The organism is uncultured Azohydromonas sp. (genome assembly GCF_937926365.1).
In the GTDB taxonomy this organism is placed as follows: Bacteria; Pseudomonadota; Gammaproteobacteria; order Burkholderiales; family Burkholderiaceae_C; genus Azohydromonas.
In genome coordinates this window covers 1-25700 of sequence record NZ_CALAOH010000189.1, presented here as the reverse complement: position 1 = coordinate 25700, position 25700 = coordinate 1, and the positions used below count along the sequence as shown (strand labels likewise).

Annotated in this window: 23 protein-coding genes and 1 pseudogene; 14 read left to right on the top strand and 10 right to left on the bottom strand. The window is 70.2% G+C overall.

The features are described from left to right. The first annotated feature begins 295 nt into the window (after window positions 1-295). Window positions 296-2416, top strand: a complete 2121-nt coding sequence (locus tag Q0741_RS20225) for a PAS domain-containing protein (RefSeq protein ID WP_298234992.1) — start codon at window positions 296-298, stop codon at window positions 2414-2416. A gap of 241 nt (window positions 2417-2657) precedes the next feature. After that, window positions 2658-2822 (top strand): hypothetical protein, encoded by a 165-nt coding sequence (locus tag Q0741_RS20220; protein ID WP_298234991.1) that lies wholly within the window; start codon window positions 2658-2660, stop codon window positions 2820-2822. Between the two features lie 46 nt (window positions 2823-2868). Here the strand turns inward: Q0741_RS20220 and Q0741_RS20215 are convergent, their stop codons facing one another. The 3 genes from Q0741_RS20215 to Q0741_RS20205 form a co-directional block, all read right to left on the bottom strand. After that, window positions 2869-3252: a PilZ domain-containing protein gene (locus Q0741_RS20215; protein WP_298234990.1), complete on the bottom strand. Its 384-nt coding sequence runs from the start codon at window positions 3250-3252 to the stop codon at window positions 2869-2871. Between the two features lie 484 nt (window positions 3253-3736). Continuing rightward, a complete protein-coding gene (locus tag Q0741_RS20210; protein ID WP_298234989.1) occupies window positions 3737-4954 on the bottom strand; it encodes a hypothetical protein in 1218 nt (405 codons plus the stop codon). Between the two features lie 152 nt (window positions 4955-5106). Next, complete coding sequence (locus Q0741_RS20205; protein WP_298234988.1) at window positions 5107-6570, bottom strand: amidase; 1464 nt, start codon at window positions 6568-6570, stop codon at window positions 5107-5109. Between the two features lie 187 nt (window positions 6571-6757). Between Q0741_RS20205 and Q0741_RS20200 the strand changes: the two genes are divergently transcribed. Further along, window positions 6758-7201 (top strand): universal stress protein, encoded by a 444-nt coding sequence (locus tag Q0741_RS20200; RefSeq protein WP_298234987.1) that lies wholly within the window; start codon window positions 6758-6760, stop codon window positions 7199-7201. Window positions 7202-7258: 57 nt separating this feature from the next. Here the strand turns inward: Q0741_RS20200 and Q0741_RS20195 are convergent, their stop codons facing one another. Then, window positions 7259-8722 carry an MFS transporter gene (locus tag Q0741_RS20195; protein WP_298234986.1) on the bottom strand — a complete coding sequence of 488 codons (1464 nt, stop codon included), beginning with the start codon at window positions 8720-8722 and terminating at the stop codon, window positions 7259-7261. 80 nt (window positions 8723-8802) lie between these two features. Between Q0741_RS20195 and Q0741_RS20190 the strand changes: the two genes are divergently transcribed. Then, a complete protein-coding gene (locus Q0741_RS20190) occupies window positions 8803-9684 on the top strand; it encodes a LysR family transcriptional regulator (protein WP_298234985.1) in 882 nt (293 codons plus the stop codon). 92 nt (window positions 9685-9776) lie between these two features. Here Q0741_RS20190 and Q0741_RS20185 read toward each other — a convergent pair whose 3' ends face one another. Beyond that, window positions 9777-10748, bottom strand: coding sequence for a tripartite tricarboxylate transporter substrate binding protein (locus tag Q0741_RS20185; protein WP_298234984.1), 972 nt, complete (start codon window positions 10746-10748; stop codon window positions 9777-9779). Between the two features lie 217 nt (window positions 10749-10965). Between Q0741_RS20185 and Q0741_RS20180 the strand changes: the two genes are divergently transcribed. After that, the gene (locus Q0741_RS20180; RefSeq protein ID WP_298234983.1) at window positions 10966-12714 is read left to right on the top strand and encodes an ATP-binding protein; all 1749 of its coding nucleotides are present in this window, start codon (window positions 10966-10968) and stop codon (window positions 12712-12714) included. Between the two features lie 2 nt (window positions 12715-12716). After that, window positions 12717-13343 carry a response regulator transcription factor gene (locus Q0741_RS20175; protein ID WP_367184153.1) on the top strand — a complete coding sequence of 209 codons (627 nt, stop codon included), beginning with the start codon at window positions 12717-12719 and terminating at the stop codon, window positions 13341-13343. Between the two features lie 51 nt (window positions 13344-13394). Here the strand turns inward: Q0741_RS20175 and Q0741_RS20170 are convergent, their stop codons facing one another. Then, window positions 13395-14327, bottom strand: a complete 933-nt coding sequence (locus tag Q0741_RS20170; protein WP_298234981.1) for a helix-turn-helix domain-containing protein — start codon at window positions 14325-14327, stop codon at window positions 13395-13397. Window positions 14328-14445: 118 nt separating this feature from the next. Between Q0741_RS20170 and Q0741_RS20165 the strand changes: the two genes are divergently transcribed. From Q0741_RS20165 to Q0741_RS20155, 3 genes are all read left to right on the top strand, one after another. Further along, window positions 14446-15621 carry a cytochrome P450 gene (locus tag Q0741_RS20165; RefSeq protein WP_298234980.1) on the top strand — a complete coding sequence of 392 codons (1176 nt, stop codon included), beginning with the start codon at window positions 14446-14448 and terminating at the stop codon, window positions 15619-15621. A 172-nt stretch (window positions 15622-15793) separates the two neighbouring features. Next, window positions 15794-16117 (top strand): 2Fe-2S iron-sulfur cluster-binding protein, encoded by a 324-nt coding sequence (locus tag Q0741_RS20160; RefSeq protein WP_298234979.1) that lies wholly within the window; start codon window positions 15794-15796, stop codon window positions 16115-16117. Between the two features lie 2 nt (window positions 16118-16119). Further along, complete coding sequence (locus Q0741_RS20155) at window positions 16120-17370, top strand: FAD-dependent oxidoreductase (RefSeq protein WP_298234978.1); 1251 nt, start codon at window positions 16120-16122, stop codon at window positions 17368-17370. Between the two features lie 17 nt (window positions 17371-17387). Here Q0741_RS20155 and Q0741_RS20150 read toward each other — a convergent pair whose 3' ends face one another. Both Q0741_RS20150 and Q0741_RS20145 read right to left on the bottom strand, forming a co-directional pair. Next, a complete protein-coding gene (locus Q0741_RS20150; protein ID WP_298234977.1) occupies window positions 17388-20150 on the bottom strand; it encodes an EAL domain-containing protein in 2763 nt (920 codons plus the stop codon). Between the two features lie 54 nt (window positions 20151-20204). Beyond that, window positions 20205-21290, bottom strand: a complete 1086-nt coding sequence (locus Q0741_RS20145) for a substrate-binding domain-containing protein (protein ID WP_298234976.1) — start codon at window positions 21288-21290, stop codon at window positions 20205-20207. A 210-nt stretch (window positions 21291-21500) separates the two neighbouring features. On the opposite strand from Q0741_RS20145, the gene Q0741_RS20140 reads away from it, so the two are divergent. The 4 genes and pseudogenes from Q0741_RS20140 (at window position 21501) to yddG (ending at window position 23775) form a co-directional block, all read left to right on the top strand. Then, window positions 21501-21734, top strand: coding sequence for a hypothetical protein (locus Q0741_RS20140; protein ID WP_298234975.1), 234 nt, complete (start codon window positions 21501-21503; stop codon window positions 21732-21734). A 138-nt stretch (window positions 21735-21872) separates the two neighbouring features. Next, window positions 21873-22514: a hypothetical protein gene (locus tag Q0741_RS20135; protein ID WP_298234974.1), complete on the top strand. Its 642-nt coding sequence runs from the start codon at window positions 21873-21875 to the stop codon at window positions 22512-22514. 72 nt (window positions 22515-22586) lie between these two features. Continuing rightward, a pseudogene (locus tag Q0741_RS20130) lies at window positions 22587-22736 on the top strand (aldehyde dehydrogenase family protein); the annotation flags it as partial. A gap of 121 nt (window positions 22737-22857) precedes the next feature. After that, window positions 22858-23775, top strand: a complete 918-nt coding sequence (yddG, locus tag Q0741_RS20125; protein ID WP_298234973.1) for an aromatic amino acid DMT transporter YddG — start codon at window positions 22858-22860, stop codon at window positions 23773-23775. Window positions 23776-24008: 233 nt separating this feature from the next. Here the strand turns inward: yddG and Q0741_RS20120 are convergent, their stop codons facing one another. Beyond that, window positions 24009-24428 (bottom strand): Hpt domain-containing protein, encoded by a 420-nt coding sequence (locus Q0741_RS20120; protein WP_298234972.1) that lies wholly within the window; start codon window positions 24426-24428, stop codon window positions 24009-24011. On the opposite strand from Q0741_RS20120, the gene Q0741_RS20115 reads away from it, so the two are divergent. Beyond that, the gene (locus Q0741_RS20115) at window positions 24415-25158 is read left to right on the top strand and encodes a hypothetical protein (RefSeq protein WP_298234971.1); all 744 of its coding nucleotides are present in this window, start codon (window positions 24415-24417) and stop codon (window positions 25156-25158) included. The genes Q0741_RS20120 and Q0741_RS20115 overlap by 14 nt on opposite strands. A 275-nt stretch (window positions 25159-25433) precedes the next feature. On the opposite strand, the gene Q0741_RS20110 is transcribed toward Q0741_RS20115, so the two are convergent. Next, the coding region (locus Q0741_RS20110; RefSeq protein WP_298234970.1) for an acyl-CoA dehydrogenase C-terminal domain-containing protein at window positions 25434-25700 on the bottom strand (267 nt) is incomplete at its 5' end.

Below are 25700 nucleotides of genomic sequence, written 5' to 3'. Positions count from 1 at the left end.
GGCGGCTCCGGCGGCTCGCCGGCGCTCGGCCTGGAGCCGGGCACCGCGCCGCGCACGACGCAACAGGGCCGCTGAGCAGCCGCCAGGCAATCGACCCGGGCGACGGCCCGGGCTGGGCAGGCGTCGCTGGTTCCGGCCGATTTCGCGACGGAGTGCACGCGATGGCGGCGATGTGCGGTGGCATCCTTTGAGCACGTTGCCGGACCGGCACCGTGCCGGCCCCGCAGCGCGGCAGCGGTCGGGCACGGGCAGCCGCGGTCCGTGCGTCCGTGATGAGTTGATGCAGGAGGCCGCCGTGAATGCCCAGACGACGCACCGTGATGCAGGCGCCTTCGACCTCCTGGTGCTGTGCGCGCCTCTGCACGCGGAGGCGGCGGTGCTGGACGTGCTGGGCTCGCTGCCACGCGACTTCGTACTGCCCATCGTCGTGATGCAGCCGCTGGAGCCCGGCTCCGGGGCCCTGGAGGCCTACGGCGCGTGCTGGTCGCGGCCGGTGGAGTGGGTCACGGCCGGTTCCACGCTGGCCCCGGGACGGCTGCTGGTCTGCCCGCCGGGCAGCGCCGTGGAGCTGCAGCCGGACGGGCGCTTCGAGCTCGTGCTGGGCGAGGAGGGTGCGCCGGAGCGGCCCCTGGACCGCTTGCTGGAATCCGTCGCCCGCGGCTTCGGCCCGCTGGCCATCGCCGTGCTGCTGGGCGGCCCGGACCACGACGGCGCCGACGGCGCGCGGCGGCTGCACCAGGCCGGCGGCCGGGTGCTGGTGCTGGACCCCACCACCACCCCCCAGCCGGACCTGCCAGGCGCCGCCATCGCGGCCGGCGCCGCCGACCAGGTGCTGGCGCTGAGCGACATCGGCCAGGTGGTGGGCGAGATCGCCGCGGGCCGTCCCCGGCCGGAGTCCCTGCCACGACGCGCGGGCACCACCCGCGGCATGAGTGGACTGGAATCCATCGCCTCGCCGGCCGCCCGTTCGCGGCTGCTGGAAGCCATGGTCGGCTCGATCCCGGACTTCGTGTACGCCTTCGACCGCGAGCACCGCTTCGTGTACGTCAACCAGGCCACGCAGGACCTGTTCGGGCTCAAGGCCTCGGACATGATCGGCCGCGTCTTCACTGAGCTGGGCTATCCCGCCGAGCTGGCGCGGCGGCTCGACGCGCACCTGGACACCATCTTCGACACCGGGCGGACCATCGAGGACGAGGTTTTCTTCACCAACCCGACCGGCGTGGGTGCCTTCTACGATTTCGTCTGGGGCCCGGTGCTGGCCGAGGACGGCAGTGTCGAGCTGGTGGTGGGCGTGTCGCGCGACACCACGCAGCGCCGGCAACTGGAGCAGCGGCTGCGCGAGAACGCCCGGCGGCTGCGCCTGGCGCTGGACGTGGGCGAGCTCGCCACCTGGGACTGGGACCCGCGCACGGGTCAGGCGGTGTGGTCGCGCGAGCACTACCGCATGCAGGGCTACCGCGTCGGCGAGGTCGAGCCCGGCTACGAATCCTGGCTGGCGCGCGTGCATCCGCAGGACCGCGAGGCCGCCGCCGCCACGGTGCGGGACGCGCGCGTGCAGCGCCGGCCCTACCGGGACGAGTTCCGTGTCGTTCTCCCCGACGGCCAGCTGCGCTGGCTCGCGGCCAAGGGTCATTTCTTCTACGACGACCAGGGCGAGGCGGTGCGCATGATCGGCGTCATGCGCGACATCACGGAGCAGCGCCATGCCAGCGAGCTGCTGGCGCAGCGCGTGACCGAGCGCACGGCGGCGCTGCGGCAGTTGCTGATCCACCTGGAGTCGGTGCAGGACGAGGAGCGCCGGCGTATCGCGCGCGAGTTGCACGACGGGCTGGGGCAGTACCTGTCCTCGGTGGCGCTGGCGATGACCGCGCTGCGCCAGTCGCCGGACGACGTGGCCGCGCGCGAACGGCTGCAGCGGCTGCAGGGGCTGATCCAGGAGCTGGACCGGGAGCTGGACCGTATCGTCTTCATCCTGCGCCCCACGGCGCTGGAGGACTGCGGGCTGGGCGAGGGCGTCTCGGCCTACGTGCAGACCTGGAGCGAACTCACCGGCGTGAGCACCGACCTGGAGCTGCACGGCCTGGACCACGAGCGGCTCACGCCCTCGGTGGAAACGGCCACCTTCCGCGTGGTGCAGGAGGCGCTGAACAACGTGGCGAAGTACGCGCGCGCCTCGCGGGTGAGCCTGAGCCTGGAGCGCCGGCGCGGGCTGCTGGTGGGCAGCATCGAGGACGACGGCGTGGGCTTCGACGCCACCGACGCGACCAGCCCCGCGGCTGGTCGCAGCAACTGGGGCTTGCTGGGCATGCAGGAGCGCGTCGAGGCCTTGGGTGGCACCTTCGCCATCGATTCGCAGCCGGGCCAGGGCACCACGGTGCTGTGGCGGCTGCCGCTGCCGGGCGTGAACGGTTGATGCGCCGCGCTTGAAGCTTCCGCCCGGTCCCGGCAAATGGGCCGCTTGAAGCCGCTGCGCCCTGTCGGAACCGGCCTACAAGGGGATGGGTGCTCCTCCTTCCGGCGCACGGGTTTCCGTGCGCCGGCGCCGGGCAGGTACGGCGGGAAGAATTCCCTCAGGTTATTCGGAAATTGTCGGCGCCATGAAATCGCGTGGCGCTCCCCAAGGATTGGCCGGTACCGGCAAAAGGAGCGATGTGATGCTTGAAACCCTCAAGTCCCATGTTTACGCGCTGTTCATGGTCCTGGGCGTGCTGGCCTCCGGAAGCCAGATTTATGCGCAGTCAGACGACAAGATCGCGGATTTCGGCGCCTGCCTCGCCACCAACCCGCCGGCGGAATGCCGGGAGCTCATGCCCCAATGAATGAACGAGCGCGCTGAAATCCCAAAGGCCTGCCTGGATGGGCCTTTCACCAGACTTCCGGTATGGATCTGATGTACCTGTCGATGGCTTTCAGCGCCTCGCGTGACGGTTCGACGAACTGAATGCCGCTCAGGAATCCTTGTTCCCTGCCGCTGAGAACGCAATAAGCGACTTGCGCTTGCATCGCAACGTTCTCCATCCCAATGGGGATTTTGCGGAAACGCAGATGGATTTCGCAGGGCGTGCCCGGCAGCAGATTCAGCGGGCTGACGATACCGACGCCGCCACTGCTGATGTCCACCGTCCTCACCTCGATGGCATCGAGATCGGGCAGCAACAGCCTGGCATGGCTGCGGTACAGCGTGCGTTTGAATTTGCGTCGATCGGCGCCGGCCCGCAGCGCCGTCATCTCGTCATCGGTTAAAGGCATGCTTCGTCAACTCCCGCTGAATCCGGAGATTTGTATGGCCAGGTCCGGCTCAGCATCGTTTGAACAATGAGGACTGGGGCGCAGCCCTGTGATTTTTCGCTGAGGCGCGGACTCAGGGAATGGCGAGGCTGACAATCCGAAGAATTCAAACGTTTTCTATAACCCTTCGATGGGCTCGGTCGGGGGCGGGGCGGAGGCGGCGAACCCAGCGAAGGCAGCTCGTTCATACAGTTCCAAAGACGGGCAAACCAGCGCTCCAACATGGATGTCCGCACTGCAAGCCCACCCGCTGCGCGACTGGCGGGACGGTATCACGGCGTTTGCCGACCCCGGTCCCAGACGATCACGGCGGGCTCGAATGCCACGTGAAATATGACGCGCCCCCGCCGCCGGCAGCGCCTCATCGGCGCGAGCCCTTGCAGTTTCCGGCTTGGGCCACCGGCCGGGGTTTCACCGATTGGGCCATTCCCGGGATGCCTTCGGCTCAGGGCGAGTGCAAGAAGGTGCGCAGCGCGCGGAGCTTGTCCAGCGGCGGATCGACCAGGACCTTGCCGTAAGGCAGCGCGGTGCGCACGGCGGACTCCTTGTGCGATGTGTAGCGCAGGCGCGGCTCGGACATCACCATGCCGTCGCGGTTGGTCAGCGCCGCCACCACGGGCGTGTTGGCGTGCTCGCCGCGTTCCAGCACCACGCCGCTCTCGTTGCTGGCCAGCGCCACGAAGGTGCCCGGCGGATACAGCCCGATGGCCTTGAGCAGCACGGAGCCCAGCGGGTCGGGCAGGCCGTCCGGGCCCAGGCAGGCCTGCTGCGCCACCTGCAGCGCGGACAGCGGCTGCGAGCGGGCGCGGCGGCTGAGCATGGCGCTGTAGCTGTCCACGCGGTGCAGCAGCAGCCCCGCCTGCTGCCCCGGCGCCAAGCTCGCCAGCGGCCGGGCGGCCAGGCCGGCATCGTGGTGCAGCCAGACGGCTTCGAGCCAGACCGTCTCCGTCACGCCGTGGTCCATCAGCAGCCGCGCGCCGTCGGCCGGGTGGTGCTCGATGCGCGCGCGGTCCTCGGCCGACTCGATGCCGCCCGGGTACTGCGTGAGCTGGTCCTGCAGTCGCCACACGGTCACGTTCATGGTCAGGGCGGCCTTTTCCAGCTGCGCGACGCGCGCCTCCTCCCACTCCAGCGCCCGTGCCGCCTCGCCGGCGATGAGCATGCAGCGCAGCGCTTGGCGGCTGCTGTAGAAGGAGTAGCGGGAACTGCCGGTGAAGAGCAGGTGGAACAAGGCTTCGTCCAGGCGATGCGCGCTCAGGGCGCGTACACGGGCGTGGATCTCCAGCACGTGGGCCAGCCAGGCGTGGTCGGTGTCGGGGTGCTGCATCACGTGGTCCAGCAGCACGATGACCTGCTCCCACTCCTCCTCCAGCGTGGCGGGCCGGTTGCGCTGCGCCGCGCGGGACGGCGCATGGGCCAGGAGCGACGGCAGCGCCTGGCCGTGCAGCAGGCTCTCCCATTCGCGGTCCGGGCTGTGCAGCCAGCCCTCGTACTCCGACCGGCAGGCGTAGACCGTGTGGAGCCGGCGCAGCTGGTCCCGCACCAGCGGGTCGTCCAGGGTCGCATGGGCGGACAGGAGCTTCACGCCGTCCTGGGTGTACACCGAGAACGGCAGGGACGAATGCGCCAGGAGTTGATCGGCGCTCAAGGGCAACAGCTTCATGGCGGTCCTTCCGCGGCCCGGGAGCCGCAGCCAGCCGGTACGACGGTTCCATGATGTGACGGCTGGCGGCCGCGTGGAATGTGGACCGGCGCTCGCAGGTTGAGGACGTGACGAATTTCACGCATTGGGGCGCCCTGTGGCCGGACCGGGTATCAGCCCAGCAGCGGCGAGCGCCGCCGCGTGTACTGGCTGGCCTGCTCGTAGGCGTGGGCCATCTGCAGCGTGGCGAAGTCCTGCTGCGCCGGACCCACGATCTGCAGCCCGGTGGGCAGCCCCTCGGCGCTGAAGCCCGCGGGCACGGCGGCCACCGGCAGGCCGGCCAGGGTCGGGCCGATCACGACCTCCATCCAGCGGTGGTAGGTGTCCATTGACCGCCCGGCGATGGACTTGGGCCAGTCCTGCTCGGCGTCGAAGGGAAAGACCTGCGCCGCCGGCAGCACCAGGAAGTCGAAGCGTGTGAACAGCGCCTGCAGCGCCAGCGTCCACTCGGTACGCGCCACCGTGGCCTTCCACAGCTCGGTGGCCGGCAGCCGCCAGCCCTGCTCGACCTCCCACACCAGCTCCGGCTTCACCAGCGTGCGCAGCTTGTCGTTGGCAACGATCTCGCCGCACAGGCCGGAGATGATGAACTGTCGCAGACTCAACCAGCTGCGCCACAGCCGCTCCAGCGGGAAGTCGGGCAGCGCGGGCTCCACCGTGCAGCCGATGGCCTCGAAATGGCGCAGCGCCTGTTCACACAGCGGCAGCAGCCCGGGCTCGGTGGCGAGGTGCCCGCCCAGGTCGCCGAGCCAGCCGATGCGCGCGCCCCGGAAGTCGCGCTGCAGCGAGCCGGCGAAGCGCCGCGGGTCTTCGGCAATGGACTGCGGGCAGCGCGCGTCGAAGCCGGCCTGCACCGACAGCAGCATCGCCGCTTCGGCCACGCTGCGCGCCATGGGGCCCTCGGTACTGAGCTGCTGGAAGAAGACGTCGCGCGCGGGCAGCATCGGCACGCGGCCCAGCGAGGGCCGGAAGCCGACGACGTTGTTCCAGGCCGCGGGGTTGCGCAGCGAGCCCATCATGTCGCTGCCGTCGGCCACCGGCAGCATGCGCAGGGCCAGCGCCACCGCGGCGCCGCCGCTGCTGCCCCCGGCGCTGCGGCTCGGGTCGAAGGCGTTGCGCGTGATGCCGAAGACGCGGTTGAAGGTGTTCGATCCCAGCCCGAACTCGGGCGTGTTGCTCTTGCCGACGAGGATGGCGCCGGCGCGGCGCGCGCGCTCCACCACCAGCGCGTCCACCCGGGGCACGTTGTTCCTGAGCGTGAGCGAGCCCATGGTGGTGGGGATGCCGGCGGTGGCCGCCAGGTCCTTGGGCGCCTGCGGGAAGCCGTGCATCCAGCCCAGGTGCTCGCCGCGCGCGAGCTGCGCATCGCGCTCGTCGGCCTGGCGCAGCAGCGCCTCTTCGGGTTGCAGCGACACCAGCGCGTTCACGCGCGGGTTCAGGCGGGCCATCTGCGCCAGGTAGGCCTGCATCACCTCGCGGCAGGAGATGCGGCGCGCGGCAATGGCCTGCGACAGCGACAGCGCATCGAGCTCGACGATGCCGGCGGGGGAGGGGTCAACGGTGGTTGCGGTGCTCATGGCGACTCCTTTTGCCGCGCAGTGTGGCGCCTCGGTGCGGCGCGCGGGGCGCGCCGCGTGCCGGGGAGGACGTCGCATGCGCACCGGCATCGGGAACACTTCACGCGCCAGGGGTTTCGGCTTGAGCTTGATCAAGTTGAGATGGCAGGCTCCTGTCTAAGCTGACGGCACACTGAAAGGCCCTGCCATGTACAAGCATCTCTTTGTTCCCGTCGATGGTTCCGAGCTGTCCCAGCGTGCGATGGAGGGCGCCATCGCGCTGGCCTCGCAGCTGGGCGCGCGCATCACCGGCTTCGTGGTCGAGCCCGATGTCGGGCTCGCGGTGGTGACGCCCGACGCCGTGGTCTATGCCGAGCGCATGCGCGACCATGAACAGCGCAACCAGGAGCATGCCCAGGCGCTGCTGCGCCAGTTCGAGGAACGCGCGAAGGCCGCCGGCGTGGAGTTCGGCGGCCACTTCGTGGCTTCCGACGCCGTGGACGACACCATCGCCGGCGAGGCCGAGAGGGTGGGCGCCGACATGATCGTCATGGTCACGCACGGCCGCGGCCCGGTGGGCGAGTTCCTGTTCGGCTCGCACACCAAGCACGTCATCTCGCGCAGCAAGCTGCCGGTGCTGGTGCTGCACTGAAGTCCCCGGCCGGTGCCCGCGAGCCTCAAGGTTGCGCGGTCACCGGCTTCTTGATCGTCACTTGAGGGCGCGCTGCGCCGGCGCGATCGCCGCCACCAGCAGGCAGGCCAGGGCCAGGCCGGCCAGCAGCTCGCCGGCGGCCGAGCGCAGCGCCAGGCCCTGCAGCGCGGCACCCGCAGCCTCGCTGCCGTGGTGCAGCTGCAGCACCGTCAGACCCGCGCCCAGCGCGTTCACGATCTCGCGCACGATGCTCTTGAACGCATAGGCGTGCGCGAAGTCCTCGGTGGGCATCTCCACGAAGGTCATCATCGCCACCTGCAGCAGCGCCAGCACCGGCATGGCGCCTTGCAGCAGCACGGCGGCCGGCACCAGCGCCGGGGCGCCGCCCGGGCGCGCCGCCAGGGCCATCAGCGCGAAGGACGCCGCCAGCCCCAGGTAGCCCAGCGCGATGTAGCGCCGCTTGCGCATGAGGCGCGGCAGCGCGAGGTGGAAGGCCACCACCGCCAAGAGTGTTGCCACGCCGCCCAGCGACAGGAGCGCGCCGGCCTCGGCCAGCGTGTAACCCAGCCCCTCGACCAGGAAAGCCGGCACCGCGTAGTTCCACGCGCCGCTGACGAGGTAGAAGGCGCCGTAGAAGGCCAGCCCCGCCAGGTAGCGGCGGCTGGCGAGCCGGCGCGGATCGAGCCAGGGGTCGGGATGCCGGCTGAAGCGGTGCATCACCACCGCCAGCAGCGCCAGCCCCGCCGCCGCGTAGGCCGCCAGTAGCGGCCCCTGCGCCCGCGTGAGGTAGCGCAACTGCTCCAGCGCGTGCACCAGCAGCAGCGCGCCGGCGGCAAAGGCGGCCACGCCCGGCCAGTCCAGCCGGCCCATGGGCCGCGGCGGCAGCGGCTCGGTGCGCGGGTACAGCCACAGCACCAACGGCAGCAGCGCCAGGGCCAGCCCCGCCTGCAACAGGAACAGCAGTGGCCAGCCGTAGTGCGTCACCAGCTCGGCCGTCAGCCATGGCACCAGCGCCACCAGCGCGAAGTTCGCCAGCCCGAATCCCCAGAACAGCGACAGCCGCTCACGCGGCTGCGAGGCGTACTGCGCCAGGATGCGCGCCGCGGCGAACAGGCCGCCGCCACCCAGGCCCTGCACCAGCCGCGCCAGCGCCAGCTGCGGCAGCGTCGAAGCCGCCGCGCAGCCCAGTGCCCCGGCCATGAACACCACCAGGCTCGCCAGCGTGAAGCGCCGGTAGCTCACCCGGCCGGCCAGTTGCACCAGCACCAGGTTGGCCACCACGGCAGCCGCGGCATAGGCCGTGAAGGCCCACAGGAACTCCCGCGGCCCGGCTCCCAGCCCCTGCTGTACCCGCGGTCCGGCCATCGCGATCAGGATGGCGCCCACGATGTCCAGCGAGGCCACCAGGCCCAGCACGGCGCCGAAGGCGTACACGCGCCAGGCGCGCAAATGTGGATAGGCCGCCAGCAGCGGCGCGCTCGGCGCCCGCGCCGGCGCGACGGAAGTATGGGAATCAGACATCCCTGGATGCTGCATTGTCCTATCACTTGGATAAAGTAGGCATCCTGGACGCAGCGTGCAGTCATCCGAACAATGAAGCCATGAATTGGAACGACTGGTATGCCTTCACGGCAGTGGCCCGCAGCGGCAGCTTCACCCGCGCGGCGGAACAACTGGGCTGGCCCAAGAGCTCGCTGAGCCATGCGGTGGCACGGCTGGAGCAGGCGCTGGGGCAGCGCCTGCTGGAGCGCAGCACGCGGCGGCTGGCGCTCACGGAGCAGGGCAGCCGGCTGCTGGCGCAGCTCGCGCCGCTGTTCGAGCGGCTGGACGCGGTGGCGGCCGAGGCCGGCGACGCGCGCGACGAAGCGCGCGGGGTGCTGCGCATCGCCACGCCTTACGAGTTCGGCGCGCTGCAGCTGGGCGAGGTGGTCAACGACGTGCTGGCGCGGCATCCGGCGCTGGAGATCGAACTGGAGGTGCGCACGCCGGACGTGGACGACGCCGGCGCGGGCTACGACGTGGTGTTCTTCACCAGCGCCGATGCGCTGCCGGACTCGCAGCGCGTGGTGCGCCGGGTCTACAGCGTGGCGCGGGGGCTGTACGCGGCGCCCGCGCTGGTGCGCCGGCATGGCCTGCCAAGGGACGTGGAGGCGCTGCAGCGCTGGCCTTGCCTGCCCGTGCCGGGCGAAGCTTGGTGGCGCTTCCAGGGCCCTGACGGCCGCACGCACGAGTTCCAGCCTGGCGGTCCGTTGCGCACCAACAACGCCGCGCTGCGGCTACAGGCCGCGCTGTCCGGGCATGGGGCGGCCATGCTTGCCGCCTCCTACTGCCGCCGCGAGGTGGAGGCCGGCGCGCTGCAGCCGCTGCTGCCCGATCACGTGCCGCACCCGCTGAAGGTGTATGCGCAGTTGCCGGGCCGCGGCCTGGTGCCGGCGCGCACGCGCGTGTTCATGGAGGCGGTGGACCGCTTCCTGCTGCGGTGACCGGAGCCTGAAAAGAAGCCCGCCTTCATCGCGAAGGCGGGCATGGAGGAAACCCCGGATTCGACCGGGGCCGAGGCAGCTTCGGCCTGGAATCAATCCACCGTCGCCCCGGTCGCCTTGGCGACCTTGCCCCATTTGTCGGATTCCGTCTTGATGAAGGCCGCGAAATTCTCCGGCGTGTCGCCGACGAATTCCGAGCCCGTTTCCTTCAGCACGCGCTGATATTCCGGCCCCTTCATGACCTTGAGCGCCTCGGCGTTGATCTTGGCAACCATGTCCTTGGGCGTCTTGCCGGGCGCGAACAGGCCATACCAGGCATAGGATTCGACGCCCGGCAGCCCCGCTTCGGCAAAGGTCGGCACCTCGGGCAATTGCTCGGAGCGCTTGGCGCCGCTTACCGCAATGGCTCTCAATTTGCCGGCCTTGATATGCGGCAGTATCGCCACCGTGCTGTCGAACATCATGGGCGCGTGGCCGGCCAGCACGTCGTTGATGGCGGTGGCCGAGCCTTTGTAAGGCACGTGCGTCATGTCGAGCTTGGCGGTCATCTTGAACAGTTCGCCGGTCATGTGCTGCGGCGTGCCGTTGCCCGAGGAGGCATATTGGAATTTGCCGGCCTGGGTCTGGATATAGGCGATCAGCTCCTTCAGATTCTTGGCCGGAATGGAGGGATGAACGGCCAGCACCAGCGGTACGCGCAGCAGATTCGTGACCGGGGCCAGGTCTTTTTGCGCCTCGAAAGGCATTTTCTTGTAGACGTGCTGGTTGATCACGATTGGCGCGCTGGAGGTGATTAGCAGCATGGAGCCGTCCGGCGCGCCCTTGGCGACCGCGGCCGAGCCGATGTTGCCGCCCGCCCCGCCGCGGTTATCCACCACGAAGGATTTTCCCAGCGCATCGGTCAGGCCTTTGGACATCGGACGGGCCACGGTATCCGACGGTCCGCCCGGCGGCCACGGCACCACGACGGTCACCTGTTTCGTGGGCCATTCCTGGGCCTGGGCCAGTGAGCAAACGGCCCATCCCAGGGCGATCAATGCCGTGCGGCGGTTCCATGCGGTCATTTCAGTCTCCTTGCATATGGCGCCTGTATGCGCAAACCCTGGCCGGCGCTGCCGGGGTTCAAAACGGCGGGAATTTTGAGCCGCGCAAAAAATGGTGGCATCGGTTCGAGTCCGCACGGGGCTCTGCGTAGAAATACGCAGAGTTTTGCGCCCAGCGCCACCGTCGCGCCCGCCGGCACGGCCGCTGTCGAGAATTCTCATGCACGGAAATACGGCCATGCCACGCATGTTGACCGCAGGCTCTTCGCGGAGCCACGTACCCCGTTTTGTGCTGTGGGCTTTGGCCGCGGCGCTGCTGACGGCACTTCTGGTGGGCGTCGGGGAATGGACCGAAAGGCGCGAGATGGGGCTGAAGACGCAGGCACTGCACCATGCGCTGGAGGCTCACGCCCTGGGATTGCGGGCCACGGCGGAGCGATTCGATTTCCTGCCCCTGGCCAGTGCCCGCCATCCCGCCGTGCGCACACTGCTGCAAAACCCGCGGGACCCGGGCTTTACGCGGGCTGTCAATGCTTACCTCGAAGAACTGAATCGCGTGGTGGGTTCATCGGTGCTGTATCTGCTGGACCGCCAAGGCCTGACCCTGGCCGCGAGCAACTGGCGCGGCGACGACAGTTTCGTGGGACATAACTACCGGAACCGGCCCTATTTCGAGAGAGCCCTGGCCGGGGAGCGCAGCCTTTTCTACGGCGTGGGCTTGACCACCGGCGTGCCCGGTCTGTTCATTGCCGAGCCGGTGCATGGCGCGGAAACCATCCTGGGCGTGATGGTGGTGAAAGTCAGCCTGGATGCGGTGCAGTCCGCTTGGGCGCATGCGCCCGATCCGGTGGTTTTGTCGGATGCCCGGGGCATCGTATTCCTGAGTTCGGTTCCCAAATGGATCTACAACAGCCGCAAGCCGCTGGCCGGTGAAGATATCGCCTGGCTGAACAGGCACCATCAATATGGCACGGACCACCGCGAGTATCCCTTGTTGCCCTGGTCCGGGAAAGTGCCCTCGAAACAGGCTGCGGCCTTGCCTTATCGCGTGCGGGCGGAGGTATCGGGCGCCAGGCGCAGTTTCCTGGTGGCGGAAACCGATGTTTCCCGCCTGGGCTGGACGCTCAGCGTCATGGCGGATCTTTCGGAAGTGGCCCAGGCCCGGCGCGTGGCGCAGGCGCTGACGGGCCTGGCGGTACTGCTGCTGCTGGTGAGCCTGCTGTATTGGCGGCTGCGCGAGCGCCGCCGGGCCGAGCAGCGCGAGCGAATCCAGGAGGCGCAATTGCAGCATGCCGCGCGGCTGGCCAGCCTGGGCGAATTGGCTTCGACGCTGGCCCATGAATTGGGGCAGCCGCTGATGGCGCTTTCCAGCTATGCCGTGGCGGCACAGCGTTTCGCGGACCAGGGCATCCGCGACATGCTGCAGGAAACCCTCAGGGAAATTCAGCTCCAGGCGCGCCGTGCCGCGGACATCGTGGCCCGCATGCGGGGCTTCGTGCGCCAGCGCACCCGGGGACAGGAACTGTGTGAAATACCGGACTTCGTCGCGTCGGTGCTGGCGCTGCTGCGGCCGGAAATCAACCGGCTCAAATCCGGGGTCGAGTTGGATATTCCCTCGCAACTGCCTCCGGTCTTGGGAGACCGCCTGCTTCTAGAACAACTGCTGCTGAACCTGCTCATGAACGCCCTGCAGGCCATGAAGGATGCCGACGAAGATTCGAAGCGCATCACGGTTCGCGCGCGGGCCGAGGGCCGGGACGTCGTGGTCGAGGTTCAGGACACGGGCCCGGGCATTCCGGCCGAGGTGGCGGCCAGGCTCTTCGAGCCCTTTTTCAGCACCAAGCCGGATGGCCTGGGCGTGGGCCTGAAAATCTGCCGCTCCATTGCCGAAAGCCATGGCGGCCATCTCTCGTTCTCGGCGCCCGCGCAAGGCGGCGCGCTGTTCACACTGAGGCTTCCCCAGGGACCATGCAAAGAAGCTCGCTGAATATGTATGTCGTCGATGACGACGAAGCCGTGCGGCGCTCGCTGTTGTTGATGCTGATGTCCACCGGATTCGCGGTCCAGGGCTTCGAATCCGGCGAAGCGTTCCTGGACGTGGTGGACATGCGCCGCAGCGGCGTGCTCGTGCTGGACCTGCGGCTGGGCGGGCTGAGCGGGCTGGAGGTCTTCGCCCGGCTCAAGGCGGCCCACAGCCCGCTGGTGGTTCTGTTCCTCTCCGGCCATGGCGACATCCCGACGGCGCTGAACGCGGTGCGGCAGGGCGCTTACGACTGGGTGGTCAAGCCGGATTCGGAGGCGCTGCTGGCCAAGCTGCCCGGTGCGCTGGACGAGGCCGCCCGCCGTGCGGAAGCCCTGGTGCTGTGGGCGTCGCTCACGCCCAGGGAGCGCGAGGTGGCGGTTCACGTCGCGCGGGGCACGGCCAACAAGGAGATCGCGAAGCTGCTGCAGCCGCCGTGCAGTCCCCGCTCGGTGGAGACGCATCGCGCCCACCTGTTCGCCAAGCTGGACATGGCCAACGACAACGTGCTGGGCCGCTGGCTGGAGCGGCACGCCTGGCTGGTCGATGTGCCCGGCGCCACGGCGTTGGATACGGCTGCAAGCACGCCGCGGTGATGCGGGCATCACCGGGGGGTGCCATGCGACGCGTGGCGAGGAGGTCCGTCCTCAGCCAGCGGCCTGCTGCGCCTGGCGCCGGTACTCGCTGGGCGAAAGCCCGGTCTGGCGCTTGAAGAAGCGGCAGAAGTAGGCCGGGTCCTCGAAACCCAGCTCGAAGGCCAGGCGCGACACCGGCGCGGCCACGTGCACCAGGCGCCGGCAAGCCTCGCGCGCCAGGCGCGCATGCAGCAGCGCTTGCGCGTTGCGCCCGGTCTCGGCGCGCACCATGCGGTTGAGCCGCTCGGTGGACAGGCCCAGCCGCTCGGCGTAGCGCGACACGGGCCAGTGTTCCCGGTAGTGCGACTCCATCAGCACCACCCAGCGCGTGTAGAGCGACTGCCGTCCCGCCGCCGCGGCGCGGCGCGGCTGCTGCCCGTCGCGCCAGCCCAGCTGCGCCAGGCGCCACACCAGCGCGCGGGCCAGCCAGCGCGGCACCGGCCCGTCGTCGCTGCTGGCCTCGTGCTCGGCGTGCAGCGTATCGAACAGCGCCTGCAGCCGCGGCAACTCCGGCGCATCGGCCGCCGGGGCCAGCGCGCGCGGCGCGGCGAACAGTGTCTGCAGCGCGTCGCCCACGCCGGCGGCATCGCCCTCGGCCAGCAGCGTGGCGTTGACGGTGAAGACGTAGCCGTCGCAGTTGCGCGAGAAACGGAAGGCATGCGCCACGCCGGGCGGGATCGCCAGCGCCATCGGCCCTTCGCCGTTGATGCGGGATTCGTCCAAGCTGGCCTCCACCGTCCCCTCGCGCAGCCACAGCACCTGGTGCAAACCCTGGTGCACGTGGGCATCGATCTCCCAGTCGTAGAGCCGGCTGCGCGAGTGGATGGATTCGATGTGCAGCAGCGGGGCGCTGGGCGCGCCGGCCTCGCCGTAGAGCGCGAAGGCGGGCAGCGCCGAGGAGCGGCTGCGGGCCGGGCGGCGCGGACTGGGCGAGGCGGCGGTCATGGAGGCAAGACACGTCAAAAGTGCAAGCCATCACGGTACTTCGTCCTCACGCCCAGGCGGCATGGCCGCCAACAATTTGCCTGTTCCAAATCAAACAAGCTCACCGAGGAGACAGACGATGTTCCGCTTCGATCCCTACTCGCCGGCCATCGACGCCGACCCGTTTCCCGCCTACAAGCGGCTGCGCAACGAGTTCCCGTGCTTCTGGAGCGAGGAAGCGCAGATGTGGGTGCTCTCGCGCTACGCCGACATCGTGACCGCCGGGCAGGACTGGCAGACCTACTCCTCGGCCAGCGGCAACCTCATGACCGAGCTGCCCGGCCGCGCCGGCTCCACGCTGGGCACCAGCGATCCCCCGCGCCACGACCGCCTGCGCGGCCTGATCCAGCACGCCTTCATGAAGCGCAACCTGGAAAGCCTGGCCGAGCCGATCCGCGCCATCGCCCGCGAGGCGGCGCAGGAACTGCAGGGCAAGGCCAGCTTCGACTTCAAGGACTTCTCGGCCAAGTTCACCGTGCGCGTGCTCATGGCCGCGCTGGGCCTGCCCACGGGCGACGAGGCCACCGTGGACGAGCAGACGGTGCGCGAGAACGCGGTGCTGATGGTGCAGAGCGACCCGGTGACGCGCACCAAGGGGCCGCAGCACCTGGCGGCCTTCGAGTGGATGAAGCGCTACGCCAGCGAGGTCATCGCGCAGCGCCGCGCGCAGCCGCGCAACGACCTGATCTCCAACTTCGCGTTGGCCGAGATCGACGGCGACCGCCTCACCGAGGACGAGGTGCTGCTGACCACCACCACGCTGATCATGGCGGGCGTGGAGTCGCTGGGCGGCTTCATGATGATGTTCGCGCTCAACCTGGCCGACCATCGCGAGGCGCGCCGCGCCGTGGTGGCCGACCCGTCGCTGCTGCCCGATGCCATCGAGGAGTCGTTGCGCTTCAACACTTCCGCGCAGCGCTTCAAGCGCCGGCTGACGAAGGACGTGGCACTGCACGGCCAGACCATGCGTGCCGGCGATTTCGTCTGCCTGGCCTACGGCTCGGCCAACCGCGACGAGCGCCAGTATCCCAACCCGGACGTGTACGACATCACGCGCAAGCCGCGCGGCCACCTGGGCTTCGGCGGCGGCGTGCATGCGTGCCTGGGCACGGCCATCGCGCGGCTGTCGGTGAAGATCGCCTTCGACGAGTTCCACAAGGTCGTGCCCGACTACAAGCGGGTGCACGAGCAACTGCCCTGGATGCCCTCGTCCACCTTCCGCAGCCCGCTGGTGCTGGAGCTGGCGGCGCTGTAGGGCGGCTGCACGAAGTCAGCGCGGCGCGTTCCAACTGCCGCCCGGAAGCGGAGACGCGCGCGCTCCACTTCGTCATTCCCGCGAAGGCGGGGATGACGAAGTAGTAGGCGACGCAGCTCAGGTCAGCTCACGGCCAACGGCCACCGACCAACACCTCAGAAAGAAACCCCCCATGCCCCAGATCACCTTCATCGAACCCTCCGGCAACCCCGTCCCGCTGGACGTGCCCGAGGGCTGGAGCCTGATGCAGGCCGCCAGCGCCAACGGCGTGGACGGCCTGCTGGGCGAGTGCGGCGGCTCCTGCGCCTGCGCCACCTGCCATTGCTACGTCGATGACCGGCTGATGTCGCTGCTGCCCCCGCCGCAGGACAACGAGCTCGGCATGCTGGAGAACGTCGCCGCCGAGCGCCGCCCCAACAGCCGCCTGGCCTGCCAGATCAAGGCCAGCGCCGCGCTGGAAGGCGCCACCGTCACCCTGCCCGAGTGCCAGGAGTGAGCATGGCCGCCGTCGTGGCCGCCGACGATCCCGTCGTCATCATCGGCGCCGGGCAGGCCGGCACGCTCACGGCCGAGGCGCTGCGCAGCGGCGGCCACGTCGGGCCGATCACGCTGCTGGGCGACGAGCCGCATGGGCCGTACCACCGCCCGCCGCTGTCCAAGGCCTGGCTGGCGGGCGAGATGGGCGAGGCGCAGCTGATGCTGCGCGCGCCCGAAGTGCTGGCGAAGAAGGGCATCACGCTGCGCACCGGCACGCAGGCCGTGGCCATCGACCGCGAGGCGCGGCAGGTGCGGCTGGCCGATGGAACCTCGCTGCCCTACGCCGGCCTGGTGCTGGCCACCGGCGCGGCGCCGCGCACGCTGGCGCTGCCGGGTGCGGACGCAGCCAACGTGCTGCCGCTGCGCTCGCGCGACGACGCCAGCCGCATCGCCGCGGCGCTGGCGCGCTGCGCCGGGAAGCAGCAGCCGGTGGTGGTGATCGGCGGCGGCTTCATCGGGCTGGAAGTGGCGGCCACGGCGCGCAAGAAGGGTTTGCTGGTCACGGTGCTGGAGGCCGGCCCCCGGCTGCTGGGCCGCGTGCTGGCACCCATGCTGTCCGACTGGTTCGCCGACCTGCACCGCGGCCATGGCGTGGAGCTGGTGCTGCAGTCGCGCATCGAACACATCGTGACCGAGGGCGGCGAGGCCGTAGCGGTGCGGCTGGTCGATGGCCGGCGGCTGCCTTGCGGCCTGGTGGTGCTGGGCGTGGGCGTGAGCGCCAACGACGCGCTGGCGCGCGCGGCCGGGCTGGAGTGCGAGCAGGGCGTCGTGGTGGACGCCTGCGCGCGCACCTCGGACCCGCGCATCGTTGCGGCCGGCGACAACACCGCGCGGCGCCTGGCCGACGGCAGCCTGCTGCGGCTGGAGTCGGTGCACAACGCCACCGAGCAGGCCAAGTCGGCCGCCGCGGCGCTGCTGGGGCAGGAACGGCCCTTCACCGCCACGCCCTGGTTCTGGTCCGACCAGTACGGGCGCAAGCTGCAGATGGCGGGCCTGTCCACCGGCGCCGATGCCTGGGCGCTGCGCGGCGAGCTGGGTGGCGCGGCCTTCTCGGTCTTCCACTACCGCGCCGGGCGGCTGGTGGCGGTTGATTCCGTCAACGACGCCAAGCTGCACCTGCTGGCGCGCAAGCTGCTGGATGCGGGCATGTCGCCGGCGCCGGAGCAGGTGGCGGATGCGGGCTTCGAGCTGGCGGGGCTGCTGGCGCGCTGATTCCGGCCGGCCTGGGATCAGGCCGAAGGCGCGACCAGTGGCGGGCAGGGGTTGCCGGCGTCCGCCGGGCCGCCGCAACCCTGGCCCTGCGCGCGCAGCATCCGCTCGATGTCGGCCGGCGGCACGGGCTTGCTGTAGAGGAAGCCCTGTATCTCGTCACATCCGATGGCGCGCAGCAGCTCGCGCTCGGTCACCGTTTCCACCCCCTCGGCCAGCACCTTCAGCCGCAGCTTGTGGCCCAGGCTGACGATGGCTTCGACGATCGCCCTGCCATCGCCCTCGTGCATCGCATGCACGAAGGACCGGTCGATCTTCAGGCGTGACAGCGGGAAGGTCTTGAGCGCGCCGAGGCTGGAGTAGCCGGTGCCGAAATCGTCGATCGACATGCTGACGCCCATGTCGTTGAGCGCGCGCATGTGCGCCACGGCGGGCTCCATGTTCTCCATGATCATGCTCTCGGTGAGCTCGATCTCCAGAAGCCGGGGCTGCAGCCCCGTGTCGGCCAGCGCGGTGGCCACGCGCTGGCCCCAATCGGCCTCGCGGAACTGGCGCGCGGACACGTTCACCGCCACCGTGACCGGCGGCAGCCCGGCCTCCTGCCAGGCCTTGTTCTGGCGGCATGCGGTGCGCAGCACCCAGTCGCCGATCGGCACGATGAGCCCGCTGCTCTCCGCCAGCGGAATGAAGGCCGTGGGCGAGACCATGCCGCGCTGCGGGTGGTGCCAGCGCAGCAGCGCCTCCACGCCGAACAGCCGGCCGGTCTGGAGATCCACCTGCGGCTGATAGACCAGGCGCAGCTCGTCGCGCTCGATGGCTTGGCGCAAGTCCTCCCGCATCGCGAGCTGGTGCTGCACATGCGCATCGAGCTCGGCGCTGTAGAACTGGAAGGCATCGCGGCCGCCGTCCTTGGCGCGGTACAGCGCGATGTCGGCGCAGCTCAGCAGGTCCTTGACGTCGCGGGCATCGTGCGGGTAGCTCGCCACACCGATGCTGCAGGTGACGCGGTAGGAGCGCTCCCCGATGGGCACGGGCTGCGCGACGGCCTCGCGCAGCATCTGCAGCCGGGGCGCCAGCGCCGTGGGCTCGCCGGTCTGGCCGGTGAAGATGATGAGGAACTCGTCGCCGCCCTGGCGGGCCACCGTGTCGGCGCCACGCACGCTGCCCTGCAGCCGGCGCGCCACTTCGCGCAGCACCTCGTCGCCGGCGGCATGGCCCAGGCTGTCGTTGATGACCTTGAAGCTGTCCAGGTCGAGGTAGGCCAGGCTGACACCGCTGCCGTTGCGCGCGGCCTGCGCCAGCGCCAGTTGCAGCCGCTCCTGCAGGCCCAGGCGGTTGACCAGGCCGGTGAGCACGTCGTGATGGGCGAGGTGGTGGATGTGCTGCTGCACCTCGTGGCGCTCGATCGCGATGCCCGCCAGGTGGGTGGCCATGGCGACCAGCTCGCTCTCGGCGGTGCTGGGCCGGCCGGGCTTGCGCTTGTACAGGGCGAAGGTGCCCAGCACCTTGTCGCTGTGCGACAGCACGGGCCAGGACCAGCAGCTGCGCAGCCCGTGCGTGGCGGCCAGCCGCTTGTAGGTGTCCGGCCACAGCGCATCGGTCTCGATGTCTTCCACGATCACCTGTGCACGCCGGTGCGCGGCGGTGCCGCAGGAACCGACCGCCGGGCCGATGGCCACGCCGTCGATCGCCTCGGTGTACGCCGGCGCCAGGCTGGGGCCGGCGCCATGGCGCAGGCGCTGCCCGTCCTCGTCCAGCAGCAGCACCGACGCCAGCGTGTCCGGCAACTGCGCTTCGATCAGCCGGCACAAGCGCTCCAGCACCTGTGGCAGTGGCGTGTTGGTCGCGATGAGCTCCAGCACGCCGGCCTGCTCGGCCTGCATGCGCTCGGCGCGCTGCCGCTCCTGCACTTCATGCAGCAGTTCCCGGTTGCGCGTCTCGATGCGCTGCTGCGCCTCGACCAGCTGCGCGGTGCGCAGCTGCAGCTGCTGGCGGTCCACCAGGAAGGATTCCACCGCATGCGCCATGCGGCTGATCTCGTCGTGGCCGCGCACCGTGGGCGCGGGCGGGTCGGCGCGCTCGCCGAGCAGGCGCTGGCTGACCGCGTGCAGACGCGCCAGCACCAGGCGGCCGAGCAGCCGCGCGATCAGGGTTGCCAGCAGCAGGCTGGTGACCGTGAGCGCGAGCACGGTGTACTGGGTGCGCCCCGCCGTCTCGGCCAGCCGCTGCACGGCGAGCCGGTACTCGCCCGTGAGCCGTGTGGACTGCGCGTCGGCCGCGGACACCAGCACCTCGGCCTGGTGCCGCAGCTCGTCGTGCACCTGCACGATGACCGGGAGCTCGACCGGGGCGCGCGCCGCCTGCATTCGGTTGATCTCGATGTCGCGCAGCTGCGCGACGATGTTGGCACTGTTGCGGATCAGCTGGCTCGCCTGGTAGAGGTCGAGGATCGCGCTGTTGCCGGCATCGGCGCCCAGGTGCTGCACCGACGCGTCGAAGGCGTCGAGCTCCTCGCCGATGGCCGCCATCGCCTGTGCCAGCTGTCCTGTCGAAGCGGCCTGCAGGACTTCGCCGGTCTTGCGGTCGATCGCCAGCGTGCGCCGCAGCAGCTCCTGCGACTGCTGCATGTGGGCCAGCCGCGCCTCGGTGAGCGCGCGGATGTCCTGTACCGCCTGCTGCAGCGTGACGACGCAGGCGCCGCCGGCACTGAGCATCAACAGCAACAGCGCGCTCAAGGCGAGCGTGAATTGCCCACGCAACGATGCCGGCAGCAAACGCTGCAAGGGGAACTTCAAGGACATGGCAGCGGTGCGGTGGAGGGAGGATCGGCGGGTGAATCAGCGCTTCCAGATGCGCGCGTAGGCTTCGCGGTAGCCGTTGTCGGGGTCGTAGCGCAGCTGCGGGCCGCCGTCGAAAGCGACGTTGTCCGGGGTCACCAGGTGCGCCGGTGCGACGAAGCCGCTCACCGGCTGGTGGCTGAACAGCCGGTTGAGCTCGTCCACGGCCTGCCAGCCCTGCAGCAGCAGCGGTTCGGCCACCGTACCGGTCTGGAACGTGCGCGCGCGGATGCGCTGGAACGCCGGGGGGCTGCCGTCGCCGGCCGACAGCAGGCTCAGGTGCTGCCCGCCGTCGCCGGTGAGCACCGGCAGCGCGTAGTCGAAGTAGATGTCGTTGATCGCCAGCGCGTGTGTCCAGGCGCTGCCGTGGCGGTCGAGCAGCTCACGGGTGACCCGCGGCATGTGTTCGGCCGCCTTGGCGATGGCGAGGTCGCGCACTTCGAGCAGCTTGCAGCGGGCGCAGGCGCGGATGATCTCGGCCATGGCGTTGGCCTTGGCCATCGCGATGCCGAAGTTGGAATCGGTGAACACCACCACGCCGGCGCGGCCGTCGGACTGCGCGATGGCGGCCATCGCGGTGACGCGTGCCACCTCCAGCGGGTCGGTGGTGATGTTCATCGCCACCGGCGTGCCGGCGATCGGGCCCGGCGCCGGGCCGGCATGCCAACCCACCACCGGGATGCTGGCGGTGCGGAACGGTTCAAGCCCGGCGCCGTTTTCGCGCGCATCGGCGCCGGCGAACACCAGGCCGTCGGGCCGCGCCGCCAACGCGTCGGCCAGTGCCTTCGCACGCCCGGCAGGGGTGCCACCGGCATTGATCACCTTGACCGTCCAGCCGATGCGGCTGGACGCCTCGCGCACGCCCTGCGCGAGGCCGACGATGCCCCCGTTGCGCAGGTCTTCGGCCAGCAGCACGACGGTCTTGCCTCTGGCGGCGGCCGGACCATCGGTCGGCCCGCTCCAGCGGGCCGCGCGCTCGCCGGAGTGCGCCACCGCGGCCTTCGCGTCGGCGGGGCTGACCGGCTGCGCCGGCGCGGCGGCCAGCGCGTCGCAGCCGATGGCCAGCACCAGGCTCCATGCGCCCATGCGCGTTCCGATCCTCAAGCCGCCCCCATCACTTGGCATCCGTCGTCCTTCGTCAACCGCAGCGCCGTCCTGCCCATTCCGGGCCGTTCGGTCCCGCCGCGACGGTATGGCCTGCGATTGTGAGCAGCCACTTGGCAACGCAGCGGCCGGAAATGAGGGCGCTTGGGCGGCCTGTTCAGCGGACCCCGGTGGTTGTTGTGGCGCTGCTTCGTGGGCGCGCGCGTCCAGGCGCTGCCGTTGCCGCACGGGCCGCTCCTGCGGCACCCCGCTCGGGGCTGGGCTGGCGCGGCTGGTGATGGCGACGCGCTGCGCGACCCGGGCTTCAGGCCACTGCTGGCCTCGCTGCCGGGCTATGGCGGGACCATCGCCGGGCAGGTGCTGAAGCTGGAGGAGGCGTTTGCGGCGTTGAGCGGGTTGGGCCCGGCCCGGCCGGGCGCTGCATAAACCCTTCCGTGCGAACGGCCCCCAATGGGGGCCGGCGGGCTACATCCGATGAGCGAGGCGAGACAGTGAGCGCTCGCCGAAATTGACCGTCACGGACACGGTGGTCGTGTCCGGCCATTCGTTGCAAAGGAGACGATCATGGCAAGACGGTCCTTCAAATGCCTGTTTCCTGTCATGGCGCTGGTGGCGCTCACCGGCGCGGCGCAGGCGGCCCCCGATGGCATCCGCACCTTCACGGGCGGGGCGCACTTCTTCAAGCGCGTGGTGACCAACACCAACCCGCTGCAGACCAACACCGTCAACTTCCTGCCGCTGCCCAACGCCAACACCGTGGTGAGCATCCCGGCCAACACCATCGTGCTGGTCAACGTCGGCTTCGACGCCGAGACGCGCTGCATGGGTGGTGGCGCGGTCAACAACTGGTGCGAGCTGCAGATCCTGGTGGGCGGGGCCGAGGCCAACCCGATGGCCAGCACCTTCGGCCCCGACACCTTCGCCATGGACAGCACCGACGGCGGCACCGAGCGGGTGGGCTCGTGGGAGTCGCACGCCTTCAGCCGCCACGTCTGCTTCAGGAATCCCACCAGCCAGCCGCTGAACATTCCCGTGACCGTGCGCTGGCGCGTGACCAACTTCGGCGGTGCCGGCGTGAACCCGCCGCTGTTCTGGGTGGACGACTCCAGCCTGGTGGTCGAGCTCGCGCGCGGCTGCCAGATGGTCGAAGGCCCGGGCACCACCGGCCCGATCCTGCCGCCGGGCAAGGACCAGCTGAGGCTGTAGCGAGGCGCTGACGCGCGCTGGGGCGCCTGTCGCCCTCTGGGTGGCCGCGCGCAGGCCAAGGGCAACTTCAGGAACGCCATCGAGCCATCGCGGACAATCCGTGCCGGCGTGGTCACGGTCAACGGCTTCGGCGAAGGCGTCGTCACCACCCCGTTCGGCGGCTGCAGGCAGTCCGGCTTCGGAGGCCGCGACGGGTCGATCCGGATCGACACCGCCGCCTGATCGTTCACTCCTCGCGGCCCGGCCATCCCGTGGTCACTGCCCGGCCGGGCAGGGCCATGGGTGTCCGGGCCCTCCCTTGGTCAAGCGCGTGCCTTCGGGCACGTTCCCATTTCCACCCAGCATGTCCGCAACCAAGAAGGCGACCCTGATCGGGTTGACCGCCGTCGCTCTCTGGAGCTCGATCGTGGGCTTGATCCGCGGCGTCAGCGAAAGCTTCGGCGCCACCGGCGGCGCCGCGCTCATCTACACCGTGGCCACGGCCCTGCTCCTGCTCAGCGTGGGGCCCACCCGGATCGCCAAGCTCCCCAGGCGCTACCTGGTCTTCGGCGGCGCGCTGTTCGTGAGCTACGAGCTGTGCCTGTCGCTGTCCCTGGGCTACGCCAACGACGCGCGCCAGGCCATCGAGGTCGGCATGGTGAACTACCTGTGGCCGACCTTCACCCTGACCGCGGCCATCGTCTTCAACAAGCAGCGGTCGAGCTTCCTGATCGTTCCGGGCTTCATCCTCGGCATCACGGGGGTCTGCTGGGTGCTGGGGGGAGAGCAGGGGCTCGACATCGAGCAGATGCTGGCCAACGTCCGGACCAACCCGCTGAGCTACGGGCTGGCGTTCCTCGGGGCGGTGATCTGGGCGGCCTACTGCACCGTCACCGCCCGCATCGCGAAGGGCCAGAACGGCGTCACGCTGTTCTTCGCCCTTACCGCGCTGAGCCTCTGGATCAAGTACGCGCTGCAGGACAACACGCCCATGGACTTCAGCATCCACTCGGTCGTGCTCCTGGCGCTGGCGGCATCGGCCATGGGCTTCGGATACGCGGCCTGGAACGTCGGCATCCTGCGCGGCAACGTGACGATCCTGGCCGGGGCCTCGTACTTCATTCCCGTCTTCTCGGCGGCCGTCGCGGCGGCCGTGCTCAAGACGCCGCTGCCGCTGAGCTTCTGGCAAGGCGCCAGCATGGTGTGCGCCGGCTCCATCCTGTGCTGGCTGGCGACACGGGCCAGGCCGGCCAGGGCCACGCAGCGGGTGTTGTCGCAGTAAGGGCCGGGCACCGCGGCGAGGTGCAGCGGTCGGGTGGAAATCCACGTCGCCTGCGGACAAGTCTTGGCGGCTTCGCGTGGAACAGTCAGGGCACCCTCCCGCCGCAGGGGCTGCGGCGGTCCATCGCCCAACGTCCCGAAGATCGCCATGAAGCGCCTGACCGCTTGCATTGCCGCCCTGGCCGGTAGCCTCGCCTTCGCTGCCGCTCCAGCCCGGGGCCGTCGCCAAGGCGCTCAAGGGCTGAGCCCGACGTCCGCTTCGGCGAACGTCACCCGCACCGTCTCCAGATGCCGCCGCAGCGCCCCCAGCTGCGCCTCCAGCTGAAGCGGGTCCGCATCCGCCGGTGCGTGCTCGATCTGCTGGCAGCCCTGCGCCGCCCAGCTGTAGCCGTAGAGCGCGAAGCTGCCGGCCAGCCGGTGCGCCAGGCGCCGCACCGCGTCCAGCTCCCCGCGCGCCAGCGCCTGCCGCGCCTCCTCGATCAGCGCTCGGCGCGAGGCCAGGAAATCGGGCAGCCGCTCGCGCAGGTCCGCGGGCACGAGCACGGGCCGCTCCGCGCCCGGCGCCGGCGCCCGCTCGGCGGCGCGTGCCGTCACCGGGCTGGACCTGGACTTCGACGTGGCCGGCGGCGTGGACAGCGCCATGGACAGCAGCATCAACTGGCTCAGCGGCGCGATGGGCTCGCTCGACACCACCGTGGAGGGCTGGACCGACGACGGCTGGCTGGCCGACGCCTTCGACTGGATCGGCACCGCCGCCGGCGACCTGGGCGACGTGATCGGCAACGCCGATGACAGCACCGGCTTCACCGTGGGCCTGTCGGCGCTGATGGGCTATCTCACCTACGCGTACTCGGGCAACAACGACCTGACCGCCGGCGCCGGCAACGACACGCTCTACAACGGCATGGGCGACGACGACCTGCGCGGCGGCAGCGGCACCGACACCTACGTGTTCTACGTGGGCGACGGCCGCGACACGATCTTCGAAAGCGCCGGCGGCAACGACCACATCGAGGTCCACGCCAGCCGCCTGTGGGCCGACGACTTCACCTTGTCCGCCAGCTCCATCGTCACGGCGATGGACGGCGGCGATCTGGTGATCGCCTTCGTGCAGGACGGCGTGAGCTACGGCCGCATCACCATCGCCGACGAGGCCTCGGTGAGCGTGCAGGACCTGACGCTGTTCGACACCGCGGGCCAGCGGATCGCCAGCCTGAACATCGACGACCTGGTGGCGGCGGAGAAGGTGAGCTACGACAAGATCGCCGGCTACGACCTGGCCAGCATCTGGAGCGTGGAGAAGCTGGCCGACTTCAGCGAGCTGGTGGTGGAGGCGCTGACGGGGGCTTCGGCGTCGCAGCAGAGCGAATTGGTCATCGCTTGACGTCGGCTCGGGTCTGCGCTGCGCGCCCGCGACGGGCGCGCGGCCACGAAGCCGGCTGCCGGGCGTACCGGTGGCCGGCCTGTGCCATTCATACAGAGCTCATGAAGTTCCCTGACCTTCGGCTCCGTTCGTCCTGACCCTTCGATACCTCAGTACGAACGGGTCATTTCACAACCAAACTGAACTCGGAATCAGACGAGCGGAATACGGGTTTGGAAGCTACATGAAACCCGAATTACTGACGTTTCCCGCCCCCGGCATGGACGCCGCGGCGCCTACTCCGCCATCGCCGGGTCCAACAGCCCGGCGGCCTGCGCCAGCAGCCCGGCCGCTTCGCGCGGGTCGTGGCGCAGCGTGTCGAGTTGCGCCAGCAGCGCCTCCAGCTCCGGCAGCAGCTGGGTGAAGTACACGGCCGCGGTGGCGCGCTTGCGGCGCGTGAAGCCGTCGGCTTCGGCCCCGGTGGCCGCCGCGTCGGCGCGGGACCACAGCGCGGCCAGCAGCACCAGGCCGCAGGCGCGCAGCGCGGCTGGCGCCGCCAGGCC

Coding starts and splice junctions, on each gene's coding strand:
- Q0741_RS20220 (WP_298234991.1), top strand. CDS start 2,658: ATGCTTGAAACCCTCAAGTCCCATGTTTACGCGCTGTTCATGGTCCTG.
- Q0741_RS20215 (WP_298234990.1), bottom strand. CDS start 3,252: ATGCCTTTAACCGATGACGAGATGACGGCGCTGCGGGCCGGCGCCGAT.
- Q0741_RS20210 (WP_298234989.1), bottom strand. CDS start 4,954: ATGAAGCTGTTGCCCTTGAGCGCCGATCAACTCCTGGCGCATTCGTCC.
- Q0741_RS20205 (WP_298234988.1), bottom strand. CDS start 6,570: ATGAGCACCGCAACCACCGTTGACCCCTCCCCCGCCGGCATCGTCGAG.
- Q0741_RS20200 (WP_298234987.1), top strand. CDS start 6,758: ATGTACAAGCATCTCTTTGTTCCCGTCGATGGTTCCGAGCTGTCCCAG.
- Q0741_RS20195 (WP_298234986.1), bottom strand. CDS start 8,722: ATGTCTGATTCCCATACTTCCGTCGCGCCGGCGCGGGCGCCGAGCGCG.
- Q0741_RS20190 (WP_298234985.1), top strand. CDS start 8,803: ATGAATTGGAACGACTGGTATGCCTTCACGGCAGTGGCCCGCAGCGGC.
- Q0741_RS20185 (WP_298234984.1), bottom strand. CDS start 10,748: ATGACCGCATGGAACCGCCGCACGGCATTGATCGCCCTGGGATGGGCC.
- Q0741_RS20180 (WP_298234983.1), top strand. CDS start 10,966: ATGCCACGCATGTTGACCGCAGGCTCTTCGCGGAGCCACGTACCCCGT.
- Q0741_RS20175 (WP_367184153.1), top strand. CDS start 12,717: ATGTATGTCGTCGATGACGACGAAGCCGTGCGGCGCTCGCTGTTGTTG.
- Q0741_RS20170 (WP_298234981.1), bottom strand. CDS start 14,327: ATGACCGCCGCCTCGCCCAGTCCGCGCCGCCCGGCCCGCAGCCGCTCC.
- Q0741_RS20165 (WP_298234980.1), top strand. CDS start 14,446: ATGTTCCGCTTCGATCCCTACTCGCCGGCCATCGACGCCGACCCGTTT.
- Q0741_RS20160 (WP_298234979.1), top strand. CDS start 15,794: ATGCCCCAGATCACCTTCATCGAACCCTCCGGCAACCCCGTCCCGCTG.
- Q0741_RS20155 (WP_298234978.1), top strand. CDS start 16,120: ATGGCCGCCGTCGTGGCCGCCGACGATCCCGTCGTCATCATCGGCGCC.
- Q0741_RS20145 (WP_298234976.1), bottom strand. CDS start 21,290: ATGGGCGCATGGAGCCTGGTGCTGGCCATCGGCTGCGACGCGCTGGCC.
- Q0741_RS20135 (WP_298234974.1), top strand. CDS start 21,873: ATGGCAAGACGGTCCTTCAAATGCCTGTTTCCTGTCATGGCGCTGGTG.
- yddG (WP_298234973.1), top strand. CDS start 22,858: ATGTCCGCAACCAAGAAGGCGACCCTGATCGGGTTGACCGCCGTCGCT.
- Q0741_RS20115 (WP_298234971.1), top strand. CDS start 24,415: ATGGACAGCAGCATCAACTGGCTCAGCGGCGCGATGGGCTCGCTCGAC.
- Q0741_RS20120 (WP_298234972.1), bottom strand. CDS start 24,428: ATGCTGCTGTCCATGGCGCTGTCCACGCCGCCGGCCACGTCGAAGTCC.